Here is a 21,703-nt window from a genome sequence, read left to right as displayed (position 1 = left end):
TTTTCCCAGATGTGGTGTTCGCTGCGTCTGGTTTTTTGGTCTGTTAAAACGAGTGAAGAAAAGTCTGAATTATAGGGGGATGTTACAAGTTGTTATCGTTAACAGTTAAATTTAGGTTGATTTACACCATCCAGCTTGATTATACTTTAGATTGAGTAAGCGCTTTCTAATAAAAAGAAAAGGGGTTTGAGATTTGAAAAACATATGGCGTAAGTATTTAGTCTCCATCATGATTGTGTTGTTTGCTGTACAGAGTTTTAGCTTTGGGATTCAAGGGTTTGCGGAAGAGACCGTAGCACCAAAAGCAGATGTGACGCAGCAGGTAGCATCAGTTAGTAGCGTGAATGACAGTGTTTTATCGGAAAATAGGGAGAGCAAGACGAAGGTTATTGTGCATTACAACCCGAAAGATCAGGCGAATAAAGCTTGGCAAATGTGGGTGTGGAACAATGACGGTGTTGCAGGGCATGAGGTCGTTTTTGAGGACACGAGTGCGTATGGTGACTATTCAAAAGTAGCGGTTTTAGATGTGGATGGCGTGCAATCGGAGCTTGGTTTTTTAATTAAAAATGGTTCTGGTTGGGGCGGCGATCGTGATATTAGTAGCGACCGTTATATTTCTACAAAAGAGGGAATTACAGAAGTTTGGCTGAATTATGGCGAGGAGGAAATTGCGACAAAACCGGCGAATTTGGCGGATTTACCGAGCCATGAGAATTTGGAAGTGACGTTTTATTACCATCGCGATGATAACGATTACAGTAATTGGTTTGTTCATTCGTGGGCGGACGGTGCGACGGGAACGCAGACGGTTAATTTTACGGATGGGCAAGCGGATGGTGCATGGCAGTCTGTGAAGGCGACGTTTAACGCTGCTAGTGGCGCGAGTTTGTCGAATCTAGGCTTTATTATTGCGAATAACGCGAACGGAAATTGGGAAAAAGACGGGACGCAGGACGATCGTTTTGTTTATCTGTTTACGGATGATGGCAAGGCGGAGGTTTGGATTGTAAGTGGTGATTCTACTGGGTATCGGAATCCGAATTTTGCGGATGCGACGAAGCAGATAAAGACGGCGAGTTTGACTGGTTTTAAAGAGGTGAAAGTGACGCTGAATCGGGATGCGACGGCGCTTGATTTGATGGCGGACGTGACGCTTACTGAGGATGGGAACGCGGTTGCGATTTCAAATATTCGACGGGATGCGACGAATCCTGCTGTTTTTTATATTGAAACGACGCAAGATTTGCCGATTCAGGCGGCTTTGACGGTGAAGACGGATGGATTTGGCGAGAAATTGGTCGATACGACGAGCATTGTTCGGAATCCGGAATTTGATGCGAAATATGCGTACACGGGAACGGAGCCGCTTGGTGCAACGTATAACGCGGAACAAAGTGTGTGGCGACTGTGGGCACCGACGGCAGCGAGCGTGAAGTTGACGACGTATCAGGATAATTTGCCGAACAGCCCGGTGGCGCAAAGCTATGATATGACGCCAAAAGCGCAAGGTATTTGGGAATTCACCGCAAAAATTCCTTCTGGAACGGCGTACACGTATGATCTTGTTTTTGCGGACGGGAAGAAAACGGTGTCTCAAGATCCGTATGCCAAAGCGGCGACGGTGAATGGGAATCGTTCGGTTATTTTAGATCCGGCAGTGATGATTCCAGCGAATTGGGAAACGAATCGGATGCCAGCGTTTACGAATCCGACTGACGCGATTATTTATGAAATGCATATTCGGGATTTCTCGATTGCAAATAAGGACACGGTGAACAAAGGGAAATACCTAGGCGTGATTCAACAGGGGACGAAAACGGCAAATGGTGATCCGACGGGAATCGATTATTTGAAAAAACTCGGCATTACGCACGTGCAAATTTTGCCAATGTTTGATTATGCGTCTTTGAATGAGGAAAATCATGATAGTGCCTCGGAGCAGTTGGGCGCGCTACCTTATAACTGGGGCTATGATCCGAAAAACTATAACGTTCCAGAGGGTAGCTACAGCACGAATCCGTACAATCCTGTGACGCGAATTCAAGAGGCGAAACAGATGGTGCAAGGCTTGCATAGCAACGGTTTGCGGGTGATTATGGATGTTGTGTATAATCACGTATTTGACGCGGGGGCTCATTCTTTTGAGAAGACGGTGCCGGGTTATTATTTCCGATATGGCGATGACGGCAAACTTGCCAATGGAACGGGCGTTGGAAATGATACGGCGTCGGAACGCGCAATGATGCGTAAATACATGGTCGACAGTGTCGCTTATTGGGCGAAGGAATACCATATGGATGGCTTCCGCTTTGACTTGATGGGCATTCACGATGTCGATACGATGAACGCGATTAAGGCCGAACTGAACAAAATTGACCCATCGATTATCGTGCTTGGCGAAGGTTGGGATTTGGGGACGCCGCTTGCAAGTGACGCGAAGGCCAACCAAAAAAATGCTTCCAAAATGCCAGAAATCGCGCATTTCAATGACTCGATTCGCGATGCCATTAAAGGTAGCACATGGGGCGGACACGAGTCAGAGCCTGGTTTTGTAAATGGAGCAACAGGAAAAGAATCGCTTATTGCAAAAAATTTACTGGCTGGGAGTCTCCGAGATCAAGGACAAGGCATTTATGATTTTACGAAGCCGAGCCAAGTGGTTCAGTACGCCGAAGCCCATGATAATTTGACAATTTGGGATAAGCTATCGTATTCGAATCCAACTGACTCCGATCAGGATAAAAAGAAAATGGAGAAAATGGCGACGAGCATGGTGCTACTTTCGCAAGGTGTGCCTTTTATTCATGCTGGACAAGAGTTTTTCAGAACGAAAAATCAGGATGAAAACAGCTACCAATCGAGTGATGCGATCAATAAACTAGACTGGGATCGCTATGCGGAAAACATCGATTCGGTGAAAGAAATCGAAGCAGTGATGCAGCTCCGCAATTCCGAACCACTTTTCCGATTGACGAACTATGCGGAAATTAATCAAAAAATGAAGATTATCAAGCAAGACGAGAATGTCGTGGCCTATGAGCTAAAAGACGGCGCTACGTCCTATGTGGTTCTTTTCAACGCGAATAAAGCGGAAAAAGAAGTCGCGATTCCAACGAATAAATATTGGACGCGAATTGGCGAAACAACGACCGATTTGACGGCAGAGACGAGCACGGTAAAAGTTGGCGCACTATCGACGCTTGTATTGAAAAACGGGGAGGAAACGTTTGATATTACAGCATCGGCGGGCGCTGGTGGAACGATTACGCCGAGCGGGAAACAGGCGTACGCAGCTGGCGAAAAACCGAGCTATAAGGTGACAGCAGATGCTGGATATCGCGTGCAGCAACTGCTCGTGGACGGCAAAGCAGTGACGCTTTCAGGAGACACTTACACATTCGAAGCGTTGACGGCGGGGCATACGATGGAAGCGATTTTTGAAGTGATACCGCAGCATAATAAGATTGAGAGTTTGGATAAAATTTCGCTGTCTTTAGCTGAACTCGTTGCACAACCGGGGCAAAGCGCGAAGGAACGCTATCTCTTGGAAAAATTAGCGGCGCACGGGTACTATCAGTTGGAAGGCGAGACGGAACAACATGATTTGGGCATCGCGTTGACGGTTGCGAATCTGGATTGGGACTCACCGAAAGCTGGCGTTTATGAAGGCGTGATTCAGTTTGCGAGCGAGATGCAGAGCAGAGCGGCGGGGACGACGAAACCCGTTCAAATCACATTAACGGCAGCCGCACCAGCACCAGGTGAAACCGAAGTTGTAAATCCAGTTAAACCAACGAACCCACCTGGAAAAGTGGATGGCGGGACAACAACGATACCACCGAAAAAAGATACAAATCTGCAAGTAAATAAAGTCGAAGCCAAGCCAGTGAAAGAAGTGGCGAAACAAGACTTACCAGCAACGGGGGATAGCGATTTTTCTCTGTGGATGCTTTTGCTCGGTAGCGCTTTGATTATTGGAAGCATAATAATAATGCGTGCAACTCGCAGAAAACAACAGAACTAAACCAGAAATGGAGCGAAACGAAGACCGTTTTCAGGTCCTTGTCTCGCTCCATTTTCTACATAATATTTTCACCAAAAACTATCTCAAAAACGTCTGGATATGATATACTAAAGAAATGTGAGTATGTCTAGGAGGAATTTTAAAATGGTGCAAGATTTGAAAAAAGAGGTTGCTTCGCGCAAAACTTTTGCAATTATATCTCACCCCGATGCGGGGAAAACAACGATTACCGAGCAATTACTGCTTTTTGGGGGCGCGATACGTTCGGCAGGAACAGTAAAAGGGAAGAAATCAGGCAAGTTTGCGACAAGTGACTGGATGGAAATCGAGAAACAGCGTGGGATTTCGGTAACGAGTTCCGTGATGCAGTTCGATTATGATGGTTCACGGATTAATATTTTGGATACACCGGGTCACTCGGATTTCAGTGAGGATACGTACCGGACATTGATGGCTGTAGATAGCGCAGTGATGGTAATCGATAGCGCGAAAGGGATCGAGGCGCAGACCTTGAAACTATTCAAAGTTTGTCGGATGCGCGGTATTCCGATTTTTACCTTTATTAATAAAATGGATCGTCAAGGGAAGGCGCCACTTGAATTGCTTGCAGAATTGGAAGAAGTTTTGGGGATTGAATCGTATCCGATGAACTGGCCAATCGGGATGGGGAAAGAGCTTGGCGGTTTGTACGATCGCTATCATCGTCAAGTCGAACAGTACCGTGTGGATGGCGACGAACGCTTTTTACCACTCGGTGAAAATGGCGATTTAGCAGAACCTCATGCCATTCAAAATTCGAGTTATTATGAACAGGCGCTGGATGAAATTATGTTGCTAGATGAGGCCGGGAATGATTTTAGCGAAGAGCGAATCGCGGCGGGTGAATTGACGCCCGTATTTTTCGGTAGTGCCTTAACGAATTTTGGTGTGGAAACATTCTTGAAAACATATGTAAACTTTGCGCCAGCACCACAACCACGACAATCGAATGAAGGTGAAGTAGATCCATACATGGACAAATTCTCTGGCTTTATCTTCAAAATTCAAGCGAACATGAACCCAGCCCACCGTGACAGAATCGCGTTTGTGCGCATTTGTTCAGGGGAATTCGAACGTGGCATGTCTGTGAACTTGACGCGAACTGGAAAACCGATCAAGCTTGGAAATTCAACGCAGTTTATGGCGGACGATCGCGAAACGGTGAACAGCGCTGTGGCGGGAGATATTATCGGTCTGTATGACACAGGAAATTATCAAATTGGCGACACGATTACAAATGTCAGCAAAACGCTTCAATATGAGAAATTGCCACAATTTACGCCAGAGTTATTCATGAAAGTTTCCGCAAAAAACGTCATGAAACAAAAACATTTCCACAAAGGTGTCGAGCAACTAGTACAAGAAGGCGCGATTCAACTTTTCAAAACGTGGCGCATGGAAGATTACATCATTGGCGCGGTGGGTCAACTACAGTTTGAAGTATTTGAGCACCGGATGAACAACGAGTATAATTCCGAAATCCGAATGGAGCCAATCGGTTCTAAAATCGCGCGTTGGATTAAAGAAGAAGACGTGGATGAAAAACTGTCCACGCAACGCAGCATGCTAGTGAAAGATCGTTATGATAAACCACTATTCTTATTTGAAAACGAGTTCGCCTTGAACTGGTTCCACGATAAGAATCCAGATATTGAATTAACTTCTCTATTATAAAAACACGAAGAGCCCGATTTTTAGGCTCTTTTTTTATGTTTTGCCTAAAACAAAGAAGGGAAAATAAACACCAGATTATTTAAAGGGGTGACTGGAATGAAAAAAACAATCTATTTATTGATGGGATTGCTACTCTTAGGCGTTTCGTTACTAGGAGGACACGAGGCAAAAGCGGCGACAGACTACGGCTCCCAATTTTTCACACACGTGGAATTACAAAATAAAAATGGTGTCGCATCCACAGACTTTAAAGAAAATGACCGTGTGAAAGTAGTTTATAATTGGGATTTGACACAAGCGGTACACAGCGGTGAAACGATGACGATTTCACTACCCGCGCAACTCAAGTATGTCAGTTTTGCCCCATTTTTATTGAAGGATACTAACGGGAATACAGTGGCAACAGCGGTTGTCGATCCGATTAACAATAAAATCATCCTAACTTTTACGACATTTGTCGATACACACTCGGATATTAAAGGCTCGATGTTTTTCTACGCAGATTTCAACAAAAACAACATTGTAACAGATCAGACGAATCCAATTGCTTTTCCTGTGGGCGGCGACTTTACAACGCTCGGTGTCATGATTCATAAGGTGACGAGCGGTGGTGGCGGAACGGGTACACCGACTGTGGTCTTCAAGCAAGGGCGCATCGACGACAAGGATAGCAGTCTGATTAATTGGACGGTCACGCTGAATAATGCACTTGTGGATATCGACAATGCGTATTTCACAGACATCATGGGTACCGGGCAGACGCTTACTGGACCGGTGAAATTGAAATATCGCGATGCTGATAAAAAGGAACGCTATACCCGCAATGAGAGCGTCACGCTGGATGCCAATCGTAGTTTCCGCTTAGAGCTGGGCGATCTTCAAGATACCTCGATCGTCGTCACCTACCAAACAAAAATGGCGGGCGGTCAGTTTAGCTATAAAAATACAGCGAAAATCGGCGGTACAAATATCGATGAGCAAACGAGAAATGCAACCGTCAATGACTATTCGGGAGGCGGAGAAGGAGAAGGTAACGGAGGCAACAATCCACCGCCAGTTGATCCACCAACGCCTCCAGAGCCACCAGTAACACCAGAGCCAGAAACGGATCCAGACCCACTTGTTGTGAAGCCAGAAGTCAACACAATCATAGATGGCGATAACGAAATCCAAATCTACGTCGTCAAAGAAGGCGACACACTTCCAAGTATCGCTAAAAAATTCGAAACAACGACGCAACAATTGAAAATATGGAACAATCTCACAAATGATGAGATCAAAGTCGGTCAAAAGCTAATCGTCAAAGTAACACCGCGAAAAGTAGCTGTGAAAAGCGAAATTAATGTAAGCCCGAGTCCGACAACGACCATGAAAACATTGCCTCAAACCGGTGATGCAACAAGCGGCGTCGCAGAATTAATTGGCGTGTTACTAGCCTTAACATCAGGTGCATTTTTAACTCGTAGAAAATAACAAAAACCTAGCCGAGAATCTGATTTTGATTCCCAGCTAGGTTTTTCATTTGCCCATCTCAACGTGAATTTTCTGCGCGAGTTTTTCATAGTTTCGAAAGCTTTCTGTATCCTGCTCCGGAACATCAAGCAAGTCTTGCGTTTTCAAAACCTGTTTTTCTATACCATCTGCGAATTTTACAAACGAATTTGCTGTTTCTTTCCCATAATCAAGCGAGAAATACTTCGATTGGCGATAAAAAGCTTGGAGATTAGGGTCGGTGATTTCCTGTTTTTGATCCGCGAAGATTTCATCATATTTGACCGAAACAAGTTTTCCGTCTTCCGTAACCACCTGAAGACGCGCCGTTAAACCATTACCAAGCGGCTCCGCGATGCCATAATAGTAAAATCCAAACGGCTTTTTCACCCAGTCTTTCATTTCCGCGGCCAGTGGCATCATACCGTTTCGCGCGCTTGTAGAAGAACCTTTCACAGTCTCAAAATTCCCATCCAATCGATTTTCCGCCAGCATTTGTCCTTCTAAAAAGGTAATGCCATTCACCCAAGTCACTAGCGTATCGTCGGTTCGCGTATTGCTAGCTTGGAAAAAAGCATAATCAGAAAGACGCTTCGATGCATTGGCGTACTTCGGTTCATAGTAGTTTGCCGAAGCCATTTCGTTAAATTCCACATGGGTCAGCTTGCCATCATCATCCGTGACTAGTTCCAAAATGCCGCGATTTCCGCCATCAAACTCGCTTTCATTTTTATAATAATGTCCTTTAATCAAGCCAGTCGGTGGTTGGACAGACCAAAACATGCGCGCTTCCTTCTCCTCTTTTGTATATTTTGCTTCAGGATGCGTACCAAATGTCGTCGTTGTTGCGGATGTCACCACGTCATAATTATAGTCATGCCCCTGCGATTCCACAGCCACTTTTTTCGCTTTCGGTTCGTCAGGTTGGCTATTTTCATTGGAGCAAGCAACTAATGTGAGCGATGCGAGTACCAAGATTATTTTCTTCAAGTCGAATTCCCCCTCTATACTCTCCAGTATCTCAAAAGAAAATAAAGCCCACATAAACAAAATATGAAAAAAAGATAAACATTCCAGATAATCAGCGCGTGTTGTTGACATCTAGCCTAGTTCTGTGATATTATTTCCCTATCAATCAAATATCACTTTTGACATTCGTCAAGGGGGAGTAGCGTTAGCCTTATTTGGAGGCTAAGATAAAGTCGTCATTACATGGATGCGAGTCCATCGGTTTTATCAACATTTTTTGTATGAAAATGTCAGCGAGACCTTTGCCAAACTTCTGGCAGGGGTCTCGTTTTTTCGTGTTTAAAAAGAGGCGCTTTGGGACGGTTGAAAGATGAAGGAGGAATTTATTTGGATACAGCGATGATTTTGGAGTATGGATGGGTTTTACTTGTCCTGATTGGTTTGGAGGGTATTCTAGCCGCCGATAACGCGGTAGTTATGGCCGTTATGGTCAAACATTTACCCGATGAGCAACAGAAAAAAGCATTATTTTACGGCTTAATTGGCGCATTCGTTTTCCGTTTTGCAGCCCTTTTCTTGATTTCCTTTTTGGCAGAAGTTTGGCAAGTGCAGGCATTAGGAGCTGCGTATTTACTTTACATCTGTATTAGCCATATGTGGAAGCACGCAAAAGGCAAGGATGATGGGCACAAAGTCAAAGAAGGCAAGGGTTCAAGCTTTTGGATGACCGTTTTAAAAGTCGAAATTGCGGATATTGCGTTTGCGATTGATTCGATGTTGGCGGCAGTAGCACTTGCAATCACGCTTCCAGCAACAGGTTGGGGAACGATTGGTGGACTTGACACAGGACAATTCAGCGTGATGTTCATCGGTGGCTTGGTTGGACTAATCTGCATCCGTTTTGCAGCAACACAATTCGTGAAACTACTGAAAAAATACCCATCACTGGAAACAGCGGCTTTCTTAATCGTTGGTTGGGTCGGCGTGAAGCTAGTCGTCTACACGTTAGCACACCCAGAACTAGGCATTATTCCAGAACACTTCCCACATTCAACTACATGGAAATTAACATTCTGGGCTGTGATGATCGGAATTATTATCTGGGGCTGGCTCGTATCAGTTCGTGCAGCAAAGAAAAATCCAGATGCAAAAGCTTGATATAAATGGAATGTGGCTCCCGTCCTATATGCGGGAGTTTTTCCGTTACATATGGCAACAAATTAATAGCAAATTGACTAGTAAATATGGTAAAGTGGAGAGTACAGAAACGGTGGGGTGAAAATGGATATATCGGTTTGGGGAGAATACGTGTGGGTCTTTTTAATTCTGATTGTACTAGAGGGTGTACTTTCGGCGGATAATGCGGTGGTTATGGCCGTTATTGTTAAAAAGTTGCCACATGAACAGCAGCGCAAAGCCTTGTTTTATGGGCTGGTTGGGGCATTTGTTTTCCGACTGATTGCGATGCTTATTATTTCATACTTAGTTAATTTTTGGGAAATACAAGCGATTGGTGCGATGTACTTACTTTATTTAGCGATTAAGCATATTTGGGATAAGAACAAGGGCAAGGATAAAGAGGAAAAAGAAGAGAAAGAGGCGAAACCAACGTCCTTCTGGGGAACTGTTGCGCGCGTGGAGCTGACGGATATTGCGTTTGCACTTGATTCGATGCTTGCCGCGGCCGCTTTAGTTGTGACATTGCCAGCACTCGGAACATATGAAATTGGTGGCATGAATGCAGGCCAGTTTACCGTGATGTTCTTAGGTGGTTTGGCAGGTTTGATTGTGATTCGTTTTGCAGCGACACAAGTTGTGAAATTGCTGGAGCGTTACCCTACTTTAGAAACAGCCGCCTTCTTAATCGTTGGTTGGGTTGGGGTGAAAATGGCCGTGATTACATTGGCGAACCCGCAAGTAGGCATTTTACCAGAGAGTTTTCCAGACTCAGCAGGGTGGGAAATCACCTTTTGGGCGGTCATGATTATTCTCGGTTTAGGTGGTTATATTATTGCTAGAAAAAAAGAGAAACAAAAGGGATAACTATATGATTGGCGGGAAATCGCGGCGAGGAAGAGCGCGTGCAAGGATGTCCAGGCTAACGCCGATTCAAGTCATCATCACGTTCTACTTCCTATCGATTACGTTTGCGACAGCACTCCTTAGTATGCCATTCACACAAAAACCTGGCGTCAAAATTCCATTCATCGATACGCTATTTACGGCGGCGAGCTCGGTGAGTGTGACCGGTTTGGCATCGGTGAACGTCGGCGAGTCCTACAGCCGTGCGGGAATCTGGGTTTTGATGGGGATTTTCCAAGTCGGTGGACTCGGCGTGATGATGCTGAGTACGTTCTTCTATCTTGTGCTGAAACGCCGCGTTGGCCTGCGACAGCGTCAGTTAATTATGACGGATACGAATCAGTTTTCGATGAGCGGTATGGTTCGGATGCTACGCGAGATTCTCGTTTTGATTTTCGGTATTCAAATTATCGGCGGACTAATTCTTGGGATTTATTTCATCCCATTTTATAATGGCGATGTCGGCGAGGCGATGTTCCAGGGACTATTTAACTCGGTTTCCGCGGTGACGAATGCGGGCGTGGATATTACCGGATACTCGCTGACGCCGTTCGTAAATGATTATTTCGTCCAATTTATCACGATTTTACTCATTATTGCCGGCGGGATAGGATTCCCAGTGTTAATTGAAGCACGCCGATTCCTATTTGAAAAAAATACGCTGATTCCGTTCCGCTTTTCTCTTTTTGTAAAAGTGACGACGGTGACCTATATGGCGCTACTTGTGATTGGCGGATTGCTGATTTGGGCGATGGAAAGCCAACATTATTTCAAAGGAACGTCCATTGATGAAGGCTTCTTTAACTCGATGTTCTTATCAGCGACCTCTAGAAGTGCCGGCCTGTCAACAATTGATACATCCGCATTGACAGATCCGACGCTGCTCGTGGTTTCGGCATTGATGTTCATCGGAGCATCGCCGAGTTCAGTCGGTGGTGGAATTCGGACGACGACATTCGCGATTACGATTTTGTTCCTATATTCTGTGATGCGCGGACGGAATCACATTTACATTTTTGGTCGCGAATTATATCAAGAAGATGTACGTAAAGCGCTTGCTGTTGCGGTTTTTGCGACATTACTGTGCGTAGGCGCGATCACTATTTTAGGCTATACCGAGCAAGCCGAGCTAATGGCGATTATCGTCGAGGTCTTCTCAGCGTTCGGAACATGCGGTTTATCCATGGGATTGACGGCCGATTTGAGCCACTTCGGCAAAATTATTATCATCCTGTTAATGTTCATAGGACGCGTTGGGATCATGTACATGATGTTATCCTTCCGCACCAAAGATGGTAAGAAAAACGCGATTAGACTGCCAAAAGAGAAAATTATTACGGGGTGAAAAACGGTTTTTGACTCCAATATCAAAAAAGTGTCAGGACAAGCGTCTGGCATTTTTTTGTGCCGAGCTCGAGCGCCAAACAAATGCCACGTTTTTCATTTAATTTTAATCTTGATATGTTAAAGTTATAAAAAACACGTAAGGAAGTGGCTTTTTTGCAGCGAAGATTATCTTGGTTATTTATAGGTATTGCTTTGGCAGTTATTCTTATGCTATTCATCTCCTCCTCGCAAACCTACGAGCAGCAATCGATGACGTCTAGTTTGGATAGATTGCTAGCCAATAAACCATTTGAAAAGCAATTATCAGCGGTATCTTTTCACTATGCTGGTTCAGAAATTAGTATTCAAGCGAAGGGTTACAGCTCTTTTATCGAATTCTTCATCCGAAAAGGCGCGCATTTCTTTTCCTATGCTTTAATGGGATTCAGTTTATTCATGGGATTTGGCGCGTTTATCAAAAGAAAATGGTTGGTCATGGTCTTCAGCGCGGGAATCCCGTTAGCCTACGCGGCGTTTGACGAGTTTCACCAACTGCTAACAGGTGGCAGAACACCGCTTGTCGAAGACGTCATGCTAGATTTTGCAGGTGCGTTGTTCGGTATACTTCTGGCTTATTTTCTCGCCAAATGGCTCATCAAAAAAGATAAAGGGTCTGGGACATAACTACAAACAAGATAAAATCGCTATACCTTATTTTGGGGTAAGACGAAAATAATGCGTTACACAAATCGAGCGAAAGCGTTTGTATTCTGGGGATTTGGTGGAAGCCGGAAGCGGAGCATACTGGTGTATGTGATGACTGAAAGCAGGGAGAGGGTAGTTTCCTCGACCATGCAATAAGTTAAGCGTAGCAAGTATTGCGTAGCAGAACCGGAAGTCCGCCAAATCCCCGGAATGCGAGCGCTTGTCGCCGATTTATTTGGGTTATATCCCAACATCTTTATCTTTTTTCGGTTTGAAGGTACTTACATGTGCGGTATGGCTCAATTTTTCATAAAAAAGCTGGCGGTCTTTGGAGAAGAAATTGATGCAAATATGGATGAAAAACATAAATCCTGCAACAAACCCGATTCCAATCACCGTTAGGAATAGGACTGGCGACAAATGATCAACAAAAAATGGATTTTGCGGGAAGAGAATGATTGCCAGTGTTACATAATAAAGCAGGCCGTTTCGAATCATCAGTTGCCGTAGTTTCAGGCGTTCTGAATTGGTGGATTTGATGCGGATTTGCACGAGCATTTTTCCGAACGTGCGACCTTTTGTGAACCTAGGTAGGAGCATGAAGTATAGGAAAACGATCAGAACGAGCCACCAGAGTTGTGTGAATCGCGCGCCACCGTTTGTTTCTAAGTTTTTAAATGGGAGGACATGAATCGCACCGAGGATTGCGGTGATGACTTCGAGCAGAAACCAGTCGACAAGAAAGGCGATGAGACGGCGTAAATAGCTCACTTGTTTCCCTTGAATGTATGTCATTTCGTCCATTTTTGTGCGTGATGGCAGAAGGCTCGTGAACAGTGGGGCAATCGCGAAACCAACGATGCCGCCGAGCGTGTTTAACATCAAATCATCGACGTCGAATAAGCGGTAAGCATGTGGATAAATGCCGTAAATGCCGGTTAATTGTGTTATTTCAAAAAATAGGGATAGCAAAAAAGAAAAAAGCGTCGTTTTCCAAAAAGGATAGCGGAAATAATAGCGTAAATAAATGCCGAATGGGATGACTAGAAGTACGTTAAACACTGGCTGCAAAACAACGGCTTGTGTTAGGGCTGACAAATATGTACTAGGATCATTCCAGACGAGTACGGTGTGCCTTAAAAAATCGTGAATAAACTTGAATGGCGTTAATTGTACCGCTGAACCCGTCATTTTTGCGACATCACCTGGGTCTGGTAATGGTAGTAGAATAAGTAAAAACGCACACAATAAGTAAAAAATAAACGTGTATAAAACAACATTACGCAAGAAGTTCAGGCCGCCGAATTTGCGGTATTGATAGATCGCGAATGGTAATGTTAAAATAAACGCGAGAACTGGAAAAACCAGCACGGCGACTTCGATTGGAAATAAATAAGCGTGCATAAACAAGACCCCCTTACATCTAGAGTACAATAAAAACACAAAAAAGACGAGCCAGAAACACAGCTTCGTTAGTGAAAGTGCGTTTTGGGAGGCGCCCGATTCACTAATTATCGCTATATTTTAGACTCGACTTTTGACTTGAAAAGGGTATTAATATTTAGGCGATGGTACACGGAAAAGTGCCATTAAGCCGGCAAGCATGATTAAAATTCCTGATATAATCCAAATCTGGCCCACTACGAAAAACATAATGATACCGATAAGTGTGAGTACGACGCCCCAACCACGTGGACTTTTTTTGATAAGAAGGGTTGCGATTAAAGCGAGTGCGGACGCAATGACTGTTATCCAACCAAGTGTCGCAATGCTATCCCCAAGTGCCCCATTTAGATACGTGAATGTTTGGATGTAGTCCGTGACGTCATTACCGTACGCAATAATCCAAAAACCAGCCACTAAACCAACGATCGAGCCGATTAAACCTAAAACTAATTCTGCTGTTCTTGACATATTTTTATCCCCCTGTCTGATGGACTCTTTTGTTAGCAAGCTTGTGCTACTGAGAAGAAGTCCTCTAATGTCTCGTATAATAAAATATACGTACAGAGTATTTTACCCCAATTTGAAAAGACTAACCGTTATTTTAAGATTTTGATAGAAAAAATAGTGAATATAACGAAATATGAAGGTATATTTGTTATCTGGGTTAGAAAATGCTATGTTGGAAAGGGAGATGGAGGAGATGTGTATGCAGCTTTATGTGAATGAAATGGAGTCGCCGCTTGGGAAGTTATATCTTGGGGTTTCAGAGGTGGCAGTGAAATATATTGCGTATGATGAAGCATCATTTGTCGGTGAAGGGACGGATTTTTCTACAGCGGAAAATGAGATGATGTGGCAGTTGAAGGCGGAATTGCAAGCGTTTTTTGATGGGGAGATTCAGGCTTTTACGCTACCGCTTGAAGTGAGTGGAACGGATTTTCAGATGCGGGTTTGGCGGGCGTTGCAGGAGATTCCATATGGGGAGGTCGTTTCGTATAAAGAGATTGCGGAGGTTGCGGGGAGTCCGAAAGCAGTGCGTGCCGTGGGTCAGGCGAATCGTGCGAATCCAATTCCAATTATTATTCCGTGTCATCGCGTGATTCAAGCTGGCGGGAAATTAGGTGGTTATAATGGTGATGATGTCGATCGCAAAATCTGGTTATTGAACCGCGAAATGCCTTTTTAAACGTTATCATAAATTTCATGACTCGTTCATAGTTTTTTCTTATTTATCGGATAAGATAAGAATAAGTGAAAGGAGCTGGAATGAAATGAATAATGAGATAGAAACGGCACCGAAGAAGCAAGTGAATAAATGGAAATGGAGTACTATTATTGTAAGCGTAATTTCAGTTGTAACGATATCATTTATGGGCTTTGCACTATTTAATCAAAATCAGGCTGGAATGAATGGGTCTGGCAATATGTCTAGCAATAATCAGTCGCAGATGGGTGGTACGGACGAATCATACGGAATGCCGCCAAGTGGTGGACCAAATGGTCAACAAGGAGGGACTTCGGATTCTAGCGGGGATACGGATGCCAATTCAGGCGCGTCTATGAATCCGGATACAGACTCTTCGACAAGCTCTTCATCTAATTCAATATAAGTGAAAAACCACATTCCGCGTTGAATGTGGTTTTTCAATGATTAACAGTTACATGAGCCGCCAGAACAACAATCGTCGCCCGCGTCTGATTTATTCAGCATCGTTAGCGGATTCTCTTCGTTCCAAACCTTCGTCAAAACTTCTGTAAAATTCGCCGCAGGTTGGGCGCCGGAAACGCCGTATTTTTCGTTGATAACAAAGAACGGAACGCCTTGAATGCCAAGGGAAGCGCCGGTTTGTTCATCATCGCGAACATCCGCTGCAAAAGCGTCGCTGGCCAGCATATCGAGGACTTCTTTTTTGTCCAGACCAGTTGATGCGGCGATTGTTGCGAGCGTTTCGTGGTCGCCTAGATTTTTTGATTCGGTGAAATAAGCGTGGAGCAGTGTTTCTTTTAACGTTTCCGCGGCTCTTTTTGTTTTCGCGAATTGGAGTAAGCGGTGGGCGTCGAATGTATTGGTTGGAATCATCGTATCGAAGTGATAATCCAGGCCGACCGTTTTGGCCTGTGCGCTGACTTGATCGTTCATGCTTTTGGCTTTTTCGAGCGTCATGCCGTATTTCTCAGCCAGGATCTCGTCCATTGTTTGATCGTATTGAACCGGCGCGTTGGGATCGAGTTCGAAACTGCGATATTCCACCTCTACATCCTTGCCAAATTCCTTTAAACCTGCCTCAAAATTACGTTTTCCAATATAACAAAACGGACATGCGAAGTCCGACCAAATTTCTACTTTCATATGTGTTCCTCCTAAAAAATAATTTGTGCATCTCTGATCAGTATAGCGTGTGTGGCTGTATAATTCAATCAAGTTGCTTACTATTTGTTAGTGAGGTGAGCAAAGCAGTTGAGAAAGGGGAGGGAAATGGAGTATCTTTGTATGGTAGAGGAGTGGAACGGGAATGGAGATTTTTCAAGTGAAGGACAAGCTGCCGGACAGTGCGGAGTCGGCTGTCTTAGTGATTGGCAAGTTTGACGGTGTGCATAAGGGACATCAACATTTGCTAAAACGCGCGAAATCGTTTTGTAAAACTGGTGAGAAACTCGCGATTGTGTGCTTTTCGCCGCATCCATTGTGGGCGCTAAAAAAAGATCCTAGGTATCGACGTGCGATTACGCCTGGCGTGGAAAAATTTCGTTGGCTGGCACATTTTGGTGTGGATAAGGTGTATAATATTGGGTTTACAGAAAAGTATGCAGAAACATCGGCGGAAACGTTCATTAGAGAGCATTTGAATGGCTTGAACTTGGCGCATATTGTTGTTGGCGAGAGCTTCAACTTCGGCAAAGGACGGGACTCGGATGTCGATTTGCTGATGGATTTGTGTGGTGAGCGTTCGGTTCCTGTGACGGAAATTCCGTTTGTGCGGGATGGCGCGGATCATAAGGTGAGCTCGACGGATATTCGTGCTACTTTATATGAGGGGAACTTTGCGGAGGCGGAGCGTTTGTTGGGGCATCCTTATTTTATCGAAGGGAATGTTCGGACAGAAAATGGGACGCATCTGCTGACAGGGTTGGAGGAGTTTGTGCTTCCGAAGCCAGGGAAATATCAGGCTTTTGTGGATGGAGAGCGTGCCGAGGTTCAAGTTTTAGAAAATGGGGAAATGAAGATATCGCAACAAGCAGCGCATATACGACTACAGTTTGACACTGTCCAATAGGATGGTGTTTTTTATGGTGGGTTGATTTTCCATGAAAAGGATGTTATACTACGTTAGTAAGTTTACTAATTTACTAAACTACTAAAGGAGAGATACCATGAAAATCCCAACAAATTTAAAACACAAACCAGTTATCGTCGCTGAAAACTATGAAGAAGTGGACGGCAAATATGCCTACAATTCGGATGCGAAAGGCTTGTCGCTTGGCTTGGCGCAATGGAATGATCGCGGCAAAGTAGATATTTCAGCAAAAGTGTGGCGGCATACTGGCGGGAAATGGTCTCGCCAATCAGAGGAATTACCGCTACATCGCGTGCTGGACTTGGCCATTTTGATCGGGCGGTCGAAGCTTTATTTTAAAGATGCTTATAAATATGAAGGATTATACGATAAAGAAAACCCACAGATTGATCGGATTGGTTTGCAGGGCGACGCGATGACGGTGTCGGTTTGTGAGGATAATCAGATGATTGGTGAAGATATTGAGCTGTTTCAGCAGGCGTTAGCGGATAGCGATGAGCTTTTGAGTGAGCGGTTGCGGACGTTGAGTCGGATTTTAAAAGAAGCTGGTTACTAGCAGCGTGGCGACAAACGCTGAGGTTTTGTGGCAGATTATGAAAATTTATAGAGTCAGATTAGGAGGAGGTTTTTTTGATGACATCGGAGAAAGAGACGCGTAAGGAAAAGATTAATGCGTATAAGCAAATGAAGCATCGTGCGGGTGTGTACCGATTTGTTAGCCAGGAGACGGGTGTTTATGCGTTGGCGGCGAGCATGGATTTGAAGGGTATTCAGAATAAGTACGCGTTTGCGAAAAAAATGAATATGCCGGGTGCGTTGCCGTGGACGATTGCAGCGGAGGCCCAGAAACATGGCATGGACACGATTGCGCTTGAGGAATTAGAGCTCGTGGATATCAAGGACGAGATGACGAATCAGGATATTAAGGAAGAATTGGATGTTTTGCTAGAACTTTGGCAGGAAAAATTAGCATCTGAGAACGAATAGGGAAGTCGGAATAGGAGAGAAGGACCGAATGGGTTTATTTTCTTGCTATTTCGGCTTTTTTGTTTAGCTTTGGCGCCAATTCTGCTATACTTAATCAAAAGTGGCGAGAGGCTGGTGAAGGAATGAGAAAATATTATACCCATCAGATTGGGCTGGCATTGATGCTGATTTTTGGTGTGATAACGGGGCTTGGTGCGTTGCGGCGCTTGATGTATCTGCTGCTACTAGATCAGGAGCGTTCCAGTATTTATTGGATGGTTGAGCTGGGGCTTGCTGTTGTCATGATTGTGACGGCCATTTTATCTTATTCTGGTCGCCGGCTGAAAGGGACGGAAGTGGTGGTTAGCTTATTGTTTGTCACCTACTTTACGTATTTTGTGATTCGGGCGGTCATCGGGATGGAAGAAACCGTGAATATTCAGAATGCCAATATTTTCTCGATGTTAGCGGGATTAGCGATGTTTTCAGCTTTTATCTTATTTTATACGACGGAAGCTGGGGCGATTATTGCAAAAACTGAGAATCGAATCGTGACAGTGAGCGGTTTTGTATTGGTGTTACTCGGTGCGGGACTTGGCCTCGTGCTGGCTGTTTTGAGGTATCAGGCGTATGTGACGATGCAAGGCTGGGACGGGCAGGATTTTCGCAAAATGGTTTTTTATCCGGCAATGATTTCAATGGGTGAATATTTATTCGTGTCTCTGGCCTTTATTTTCTTGGCTTTTTTACTATTTCAAAAATGGCAACCGCTACTCGCCTATGTTGGAATGGGAATTGCGATGCGGGAATTGCTTTTTGGATGGTTACAAATGCAAGGCTTGCTGGGTGATGATATGGCATTGACGATGCTGGCATTATTGCCGTTATTTGTTGGTGTGACTGGATTTATTGGCTTCCTTTTATTTTTAGGAGGGGCTAAAAGAGGTGGACAGGAGGAACAGACTTGAAACGAAATAAATGGGTAATGGTGATGACGTGGATTTCGGTATTGGCGCTATTGCTGTGCGTGGCGGGTTTAATCGCTGTGGCGCAAGGCCATACGAAATCGGGAAATAGTACGACGGAAAAAACGGAGACGAAGACGGAAACGAAGAAAACGGACCGGTTCCAAGTGACGGGGCTCGGGGATTCGTTGACGGCTGGCGTTGGTGATACGGACGGAAAAGGTTATGTTCGCCGTGTCGTTGAGAATTTGGAGAAGAATGGTACGAGTGTGACGCTGTCGAATTTGGCGATTAGTGGTGCGCGTAGTAATCAGTTGCTCAGCCAACTTGGCCAGAAAGAAATCGCGCAGCAAGTGACGAATGCGGATGTGATTTTCATGACGATTGGTGGCAACGATTTGTTCCGTGGTGGCGCGGCTTTGGAGGATTTGAATGCGGCGGAAATTCAGAAGAACGAAACGGCGTACTTGAAAAATTTGGAGCAGACGTATAAGCGGATTCGGGAATTGAATAAAGATGCCGTTGTGTACCATCTCGGTTTGTACAATCCATTTGTAGATGTGAAAAATCGGGTGGAGCTGGCGAGTATTGCGGCGAAATGGAATATGGATACGCAGAATTTGGCGAGTAAATTTTCACGCGTGGTCTATGTTCCGACGTATGATTATTTTATTTTGAATGGGAAAAAATATTTATCGAGCGATCATTTTCATCCGAACGGTGCGGGTTATCAGTTGTTTGCGGATCGGGTATCGAGTGTCATGACAACGGATGGGGAGAGTGATGCGAAATGACGGCGGCGCTATTAGTACAGGATTTAAATAAAAAAATTGGCAAGCGGCAAATTATTAAGGATTTGAGTTTTGAGGTCAATGAGGGCGAAGTATTCGGCTTTCTAGGTCCTAATGGAGCGGGAAAAACGACGACGATTCGGATGCTCGTTGGTCTGATAAAACCGACTTCTGGGACGATTTTAATTGGCGGCAAGGATATTCGCAAAAATTTCACAGAAGCGATGAAGAGTTTGGGGTGCATCGTTGAGAATCCGGAGTTCTATCCATTTTTGACGGGGTGGGAGAACCTTGCTTATTTTGCGCGAATGGACCGGTCGATTCGGCCGGAGCGTTTGCAGGAAGTGGCGGAGCTCGTTGGTATGACGGCGCGCGTGCACGACCGGGTTTCGACGTACTCGCTTGGGATGCGTCAACGTTTGGGAATCGCGCAGGCGTTGTTGTCGAATCCGAAATTGTTGATTCTGGATGAGCCGACGAATGGCCTTGATCCATCGGGAATTCGCGAGATGCGGGACTTTATTCGTTATTTGGCGAAGAAGGAAGGGATTAGCGTGCTGGTTTCTTCGCATTTACTTAGTGAGATTCAGCTGCTGTGCGATCGCGTGGCTATCATGACAAACGGCGAAATCATTGCGACGGATGACGTGGATAAGCTGCTTTCAGATCGGGAAAAAACGCGCTGGCGCTTCGAACCAATGGCAAAAGGGGCGGCGATTTTGGCGGAAATGACGAATGTGACGGAGCAGGATGGCGCGTATTATACAAGTTTTGAGGCGGATAAATTGCCGGTTTGGAATAGTCGTGTGGTGCGTGCGGGCGTGCAGGTGCTCGAAATGCAGAAGATTACGCCGTCTTTAGAGGACTTATTTATTGAACTGACAGGAGGGCAAGGCATTGATTAACTTAGTTTATAATGAGCAGTTGAAGCTTTACAGAAAACGCCGACTCCTGATTATTTTATTTTTGGTCGCGATTATTGTGGGTATTTTTACGTATGCGCAGTTTCGGCAGCATCAGGAGGATGAGCAGAAATCGGGGACGACGGATTGGCATGTGCAGGTGCAACAACAGATTGTGGACATTGAGAATCGGCTGAGTTCGAATCGGATTCCGGATGAGTATAAGAAATATATGCGCGTGACGCTGGGCCAGTTGCAGTATTATCTGGACGAGGATGTGAATCCGAACGCGCCGGGAGCACCGACTTTCCTGAAATCGTTTGTTGAAAATGGGATTGGCTTGCTGTTCCCGCTGTTCGTGATGGTGATTGCGGCAGATTTGATTTCTTCGGAGTCGGGGAGCGGGACGATTAAATTCTTACTGACGAGGCCGGTGAAACGATGGCGAATTTTGACGAGTAAATTCATTTCGATGATGCTGTCGGTGTCGATTATATTGTTGGCGTCGGCGATTATTGCCTATGCGATATCGGGCGTTGTGTTCGGATATGGTGGCTGGACGGCGCCGATTCTGACGGGATTCGATGTGAGCGGAGATGCGGTCGGAACGTCAGGCGTGTATTCGTTGCCGATGTGGCAGTATTTATTGATGGAATTCGGCTTGGCGTGGCTGGTCGCGATGGTGATTGGAGTGCTGACGTTGATGTGCTCGGTATTGGTGAGAAGTACGGCGGCCGTGATGGGAATTATGCTGTCGGCGCTGATTACGGGATCGATTTTGAGCAATCTCGTATCGTCTTGGCCAAGCGCGAAATATTTGTTCATGGTTAATTTGCAGTTGACGAATTACTTGAACGGGACGAGTCCACCGGTGGATGGCATGACGCTCGGATTTTCTGTTGTGACGCTACTTGTGTGGATGGTTGCGGGACTAATAACATCGTATTGGGTGTTTATGAAACGTGACGTATATTGAAAAAATGGCTCTGGGACACGGATTATGTCTCGGAGTTTTTTTGTCGCT

20 protein-coding genes and 1 riboswitch are annotated in these 21,703 nt (G+C 45.0%); of the genes, 16 read left to right on the top strand and 4 right to left on the bottom strand.

Features of this window, described 5'->3' with window-relative positions; translation table 11 throughout:
* The first annotated feature begins 193 nt into the window (after positions 1-193).
* From pulA to DUK53_RS07600, 3 genes are all read left to right on the top strand, one after another.
* On the top strand, positions 194-4,027 hold the full coding sequence (gene pulA / locus DUK53_RS07610) for a type I pullulanase (RefSeq protein ID WP_052165004.1): 3,834 nt from the start codon (positions 194-196) through the stop codon (positions 4,025-4,027).
* Positions 4,028-4,171: 144 nt separating this feature from the next.
* On the top strand, positions 4,172-5,740 hold the full coding sequence (locus tag DUK53_RS07605) for a peptide chain release factor 3 (RefSeq protein WP_036091507.1): 1,569 nt from the start codon (positions 4,172-4,174) through the stop codon (positions 5,738-5,740).
* 96 nt (positions 5,741-5,836) lie between these two features.
* The gene (locus DUK53_RS07600) at positions 5,837-7,213 is read left to right on the top strand and encodes a collagen binding domain-containing protein (RefSeq protein ID WP_036132841.1); all 1,377 of its coding nucleotides are present in this window, start codon (positions 5,837-5,839) and stop codon (positions 7,211-7,213) included.
* Positions 7,214-7,258: 45 nt separating this feature from the next.
* Here DUK53_RS07600 and DUK53_RS07595 read toward each other — a convergent pair whose 3' ends face one another.
* On the bottom strand, positions 7,259-8,221 hold the full coding sequence (locus DUK53_RS07595) for a hypothetical protein (RefSeq protein WP_201740720.1): 963 nt from the start codon (positions 8,219-8,221) through the stop codon (positions 7,259-7,261).
* Positions 8,222-8,382: 161 nt separating this feature from the next.
* Positions 8,383-8,555: riboswitch (yybP-ykoY riboswitch) on the top strand.
* A 32-nt stretch (positions 8,556-8,587) separates the two neighbouring features.
* Between DUK53_RS07595 and DUK53_RS07590 the strand changes: the two genes are divergently transcribed.
* The 4 genes from DUK53_RS07590 to DUK53_RS07575 all read left to right on the top strand — a co-directional run bounded on the left by DUK53_RS07590 (position 8,588) and on the right by DUK53_RS07575 (position 12,292).
* Positions 8,588-9,358: a TerC family protein gene (locus tag DUK53_RS07590; protein ID WP_036091512.1), complete on the top strand. Its 771-nt coding sequence runs from the start codon at positions 8,588-8,590 to the stop codon at positions 9,356-9,358.
* 123 nt (positions 9,359-9,481) lie between these two features.
* Positions 9,482-10,243 (top strand): TerC family protein, encoded by a 762-nt coding sequence (locus DUK53_RS07585; RefSeq protein WP_036091792.1) that lies wholly within the window; start codon positions 9,482-9,484, stop codon positions 10,241-10,243.
* Positions 10,244-10,289: 46 nt separating this feature from the next.
* Positions 10,290-11,627 carry a TrkH family potassium uptake protein gene (locus DUK53_RS07580; protein WP_077917865.1) on the top strand — a complete coding sequence of 446 codons (1,338 nt, stop codon included), beginning with the start codon at positions 10,290-10,292 and terminating at the stop codon, positions 11,625-11,627.
* Positions 11,628-11,782: 155 nt separating this feature from the next.
* The gene (locus DUK53_RS07575) at positions 11,783-12,292 is read left to right on the top strand and encodes a VanZ family protein (protein WP_036091517.1); all 510 of its coding nucleotides are present in this window, start codon (positions 11,783-11,785) and stop codon (positions 12,290-12,292) included.
* 261 nt (positions 12,293-12,553) lie between these two features.
* Here DUK53_RS07575 and DUK53_RS07570 read toward each other — a convergent pair whose 3' ends face one another.
* Complete coding sequence (locus tag DUK53_RS07570) at positions 12,554-13,717, bottom strand: VanZ family protein (protein ID WP_036091518.1); 1,164 nt, start codon at positions 13,715-13,717, stop codon at positions 12,554-12,556.
* 150 nt (positions 13,718-13,867) lie between these two features.
* Positions 13,868-14,227 (bottom strand): DUF4064 domain-containing protein, encoded by a 360-nt coding sequence (locus DUK53_RS07565; RefSeq protein WP_036132840.1) that lies wholly within the window; start codon positions 14,225-14,227, stop codon positions 13,868-13,870.
* 238 nt (positions 14,228-14,465) lie between these two features.
* Here DUK53_RS07565 and DUK53_RS07560 point away from each other — a divergent pair, with 238 nt between their 5' ends.
* Positions 14,466-14,945: a methylated-DNA--[protein]-cysteine S-methyltransferase gene (locus DUK53_RS07560; RefSeq protein ID WP_036091522.1), complete on the top strand. Its 480-nt coding sequence runs from the start codon at positions 14,466-14,468 to the stop codon at positions 14,943-14,945.
* Positions 14,946-15,030: 85 nt separating this feature from the next.
* Complete coding sequence (locus DUK53_RS07555) at positions 15,031-15,369, top strand: hypothetical protein (protein ID WP_052165003.1); 339 nt, start codon at positions 15,031-15,033, stop codon at positions 15,367-15,369.
* Positions 15,370-15,410: 41 nt separating this feature from the next.
* Here the strand turns inward: DUK53_RS07555 and DUK53_RS07550 are convergent, their stop codons facing one another.
* Positions 15,411-16,109, bottom strand: a complete 699-nt coding sequence (locus DUK53_RS07550) for a DsbA family oxidoreductase (RefSeq protein WP_036091524.1) — start codon at positions 16,107-16,109, stop codon at positions 15,411-15,413.
* A 163-nt stretch (positions 16,110-16,272) separates the two neighbouring features.
* On the opposite strand from DUK53_RS07550, the gene DUK53_RS07545 reads away from it, so the two are divergent.
* The 7 genes from DUK53_RS07545 to DUK53_RS07515 all read left to right on the top strand — a co-directional run bounded on the left by DUK53_RS07545 (position 16,273) and on the right by DUK53_RS07515 (position 21,655).
* Positions 16,273-17,034: an FAD synthetase family protein gene (locus DUK53_RS07545; protein WP_036132839.1), complete on the top strand. Its 762-nt coding sequence runs from the start codon at positions 16,273-16,275 to the stop codon at positions 17,032-17,034.
* A 97-nt stretch (positions 17,035-17,131) separates the two neighbouring features.
* Positions 17,132-17,611, top strand: coding sequence for a DUF6530 family protein (locus tag DUK53_RS07540; RefSeq protein ID WP_036091528.1), 480 nt, complete (start codon positions 17,132-17,134; stop codon positions 17,609-17,611).
* A 77-nt stretch (positions 17,612-17,688) separates the two neighbouring features.
* Positions 17,689-18,042 (top strand): GIY-YIG nuclease family protein, encoded by a 354-nt coding sequence (locus tag DUK53_RS07535; RefSeq protein WP_036091530.1) that lies wholly within the window; start codon positions 17,689-17,691, stop codon positions 18,040-18,042.
* A 122-nt stretch (positions 18,043-18,164) separates the two neighbouring features.
* Positions 18,165-18,989 (top strand): hypothetical protein, encoded by an 825-nt coding sequence (locus tag DUK53_RS07530; protein ID WP_036132838.1) that lies wholly within the window; start codon positions 18,165-18,167, stop codon positions 18,987-18,989.
* Complete coding sequence (locus DUK53_RS07525) at positions 18,986-19,780, top strand: SGNH/GDSL hydrolase family protein (protein ID WP_036091534.1); 795 nt, start codon at positions 18,986-18,988, stop codon at positions 19,778-19,780. The genes DUK53_RS07530 and DUK53_RS07525 overlap by 4 nt, the downstream gene beginning before the upstream one ends.
* Positions 19,777-20,682 (top strand): ABC transporter ATP-binding protein, encoded by a 906-nt coding sequence (locus tag DUK53_RS07520; protein WP_036091536.1) that lies wholly within the window; start codon positions 19,777-19,779, stop codon positions 20,680-20,682. Before DUK53_RS07525 ends, DUK53_RS07520 begins: the two co-directional genes overlap by 4 nt.
* Complete coding sequence (locus DUK53_RS07515; RefSeq protein ID WP_036091537.1) at positions 20,675-21,655, top strand: ABC transporter permease; 981 nt, start codon at positions 20,675-20,677, stop codon at positions 21,653-21,655. Before DUK53_RS07520 ends, DUK53_RS07515 begins: the two co-directional genes overlap by 8 nt.
* Positions 21,656-21,703 lie beyond the last annotated feature (48 nt).

The sequence above is a fragment of the Listeria sp. SHR_NRA_18 genome (assembly GCF_003856515.1).
In the GTDB taxonomy this organism is placed as follows: domain Bacteria; phylum Bacillota; class Bacilli; order Lactobacillales; family Listeriaceae; genus Listeria_A; species Listeria_A newyorkensis.
The sequence above is the reverse complement of the archived record's forward strand: the minus strand, read 5'-3'. Positions and strand labels throughout refer to the sequence as shown.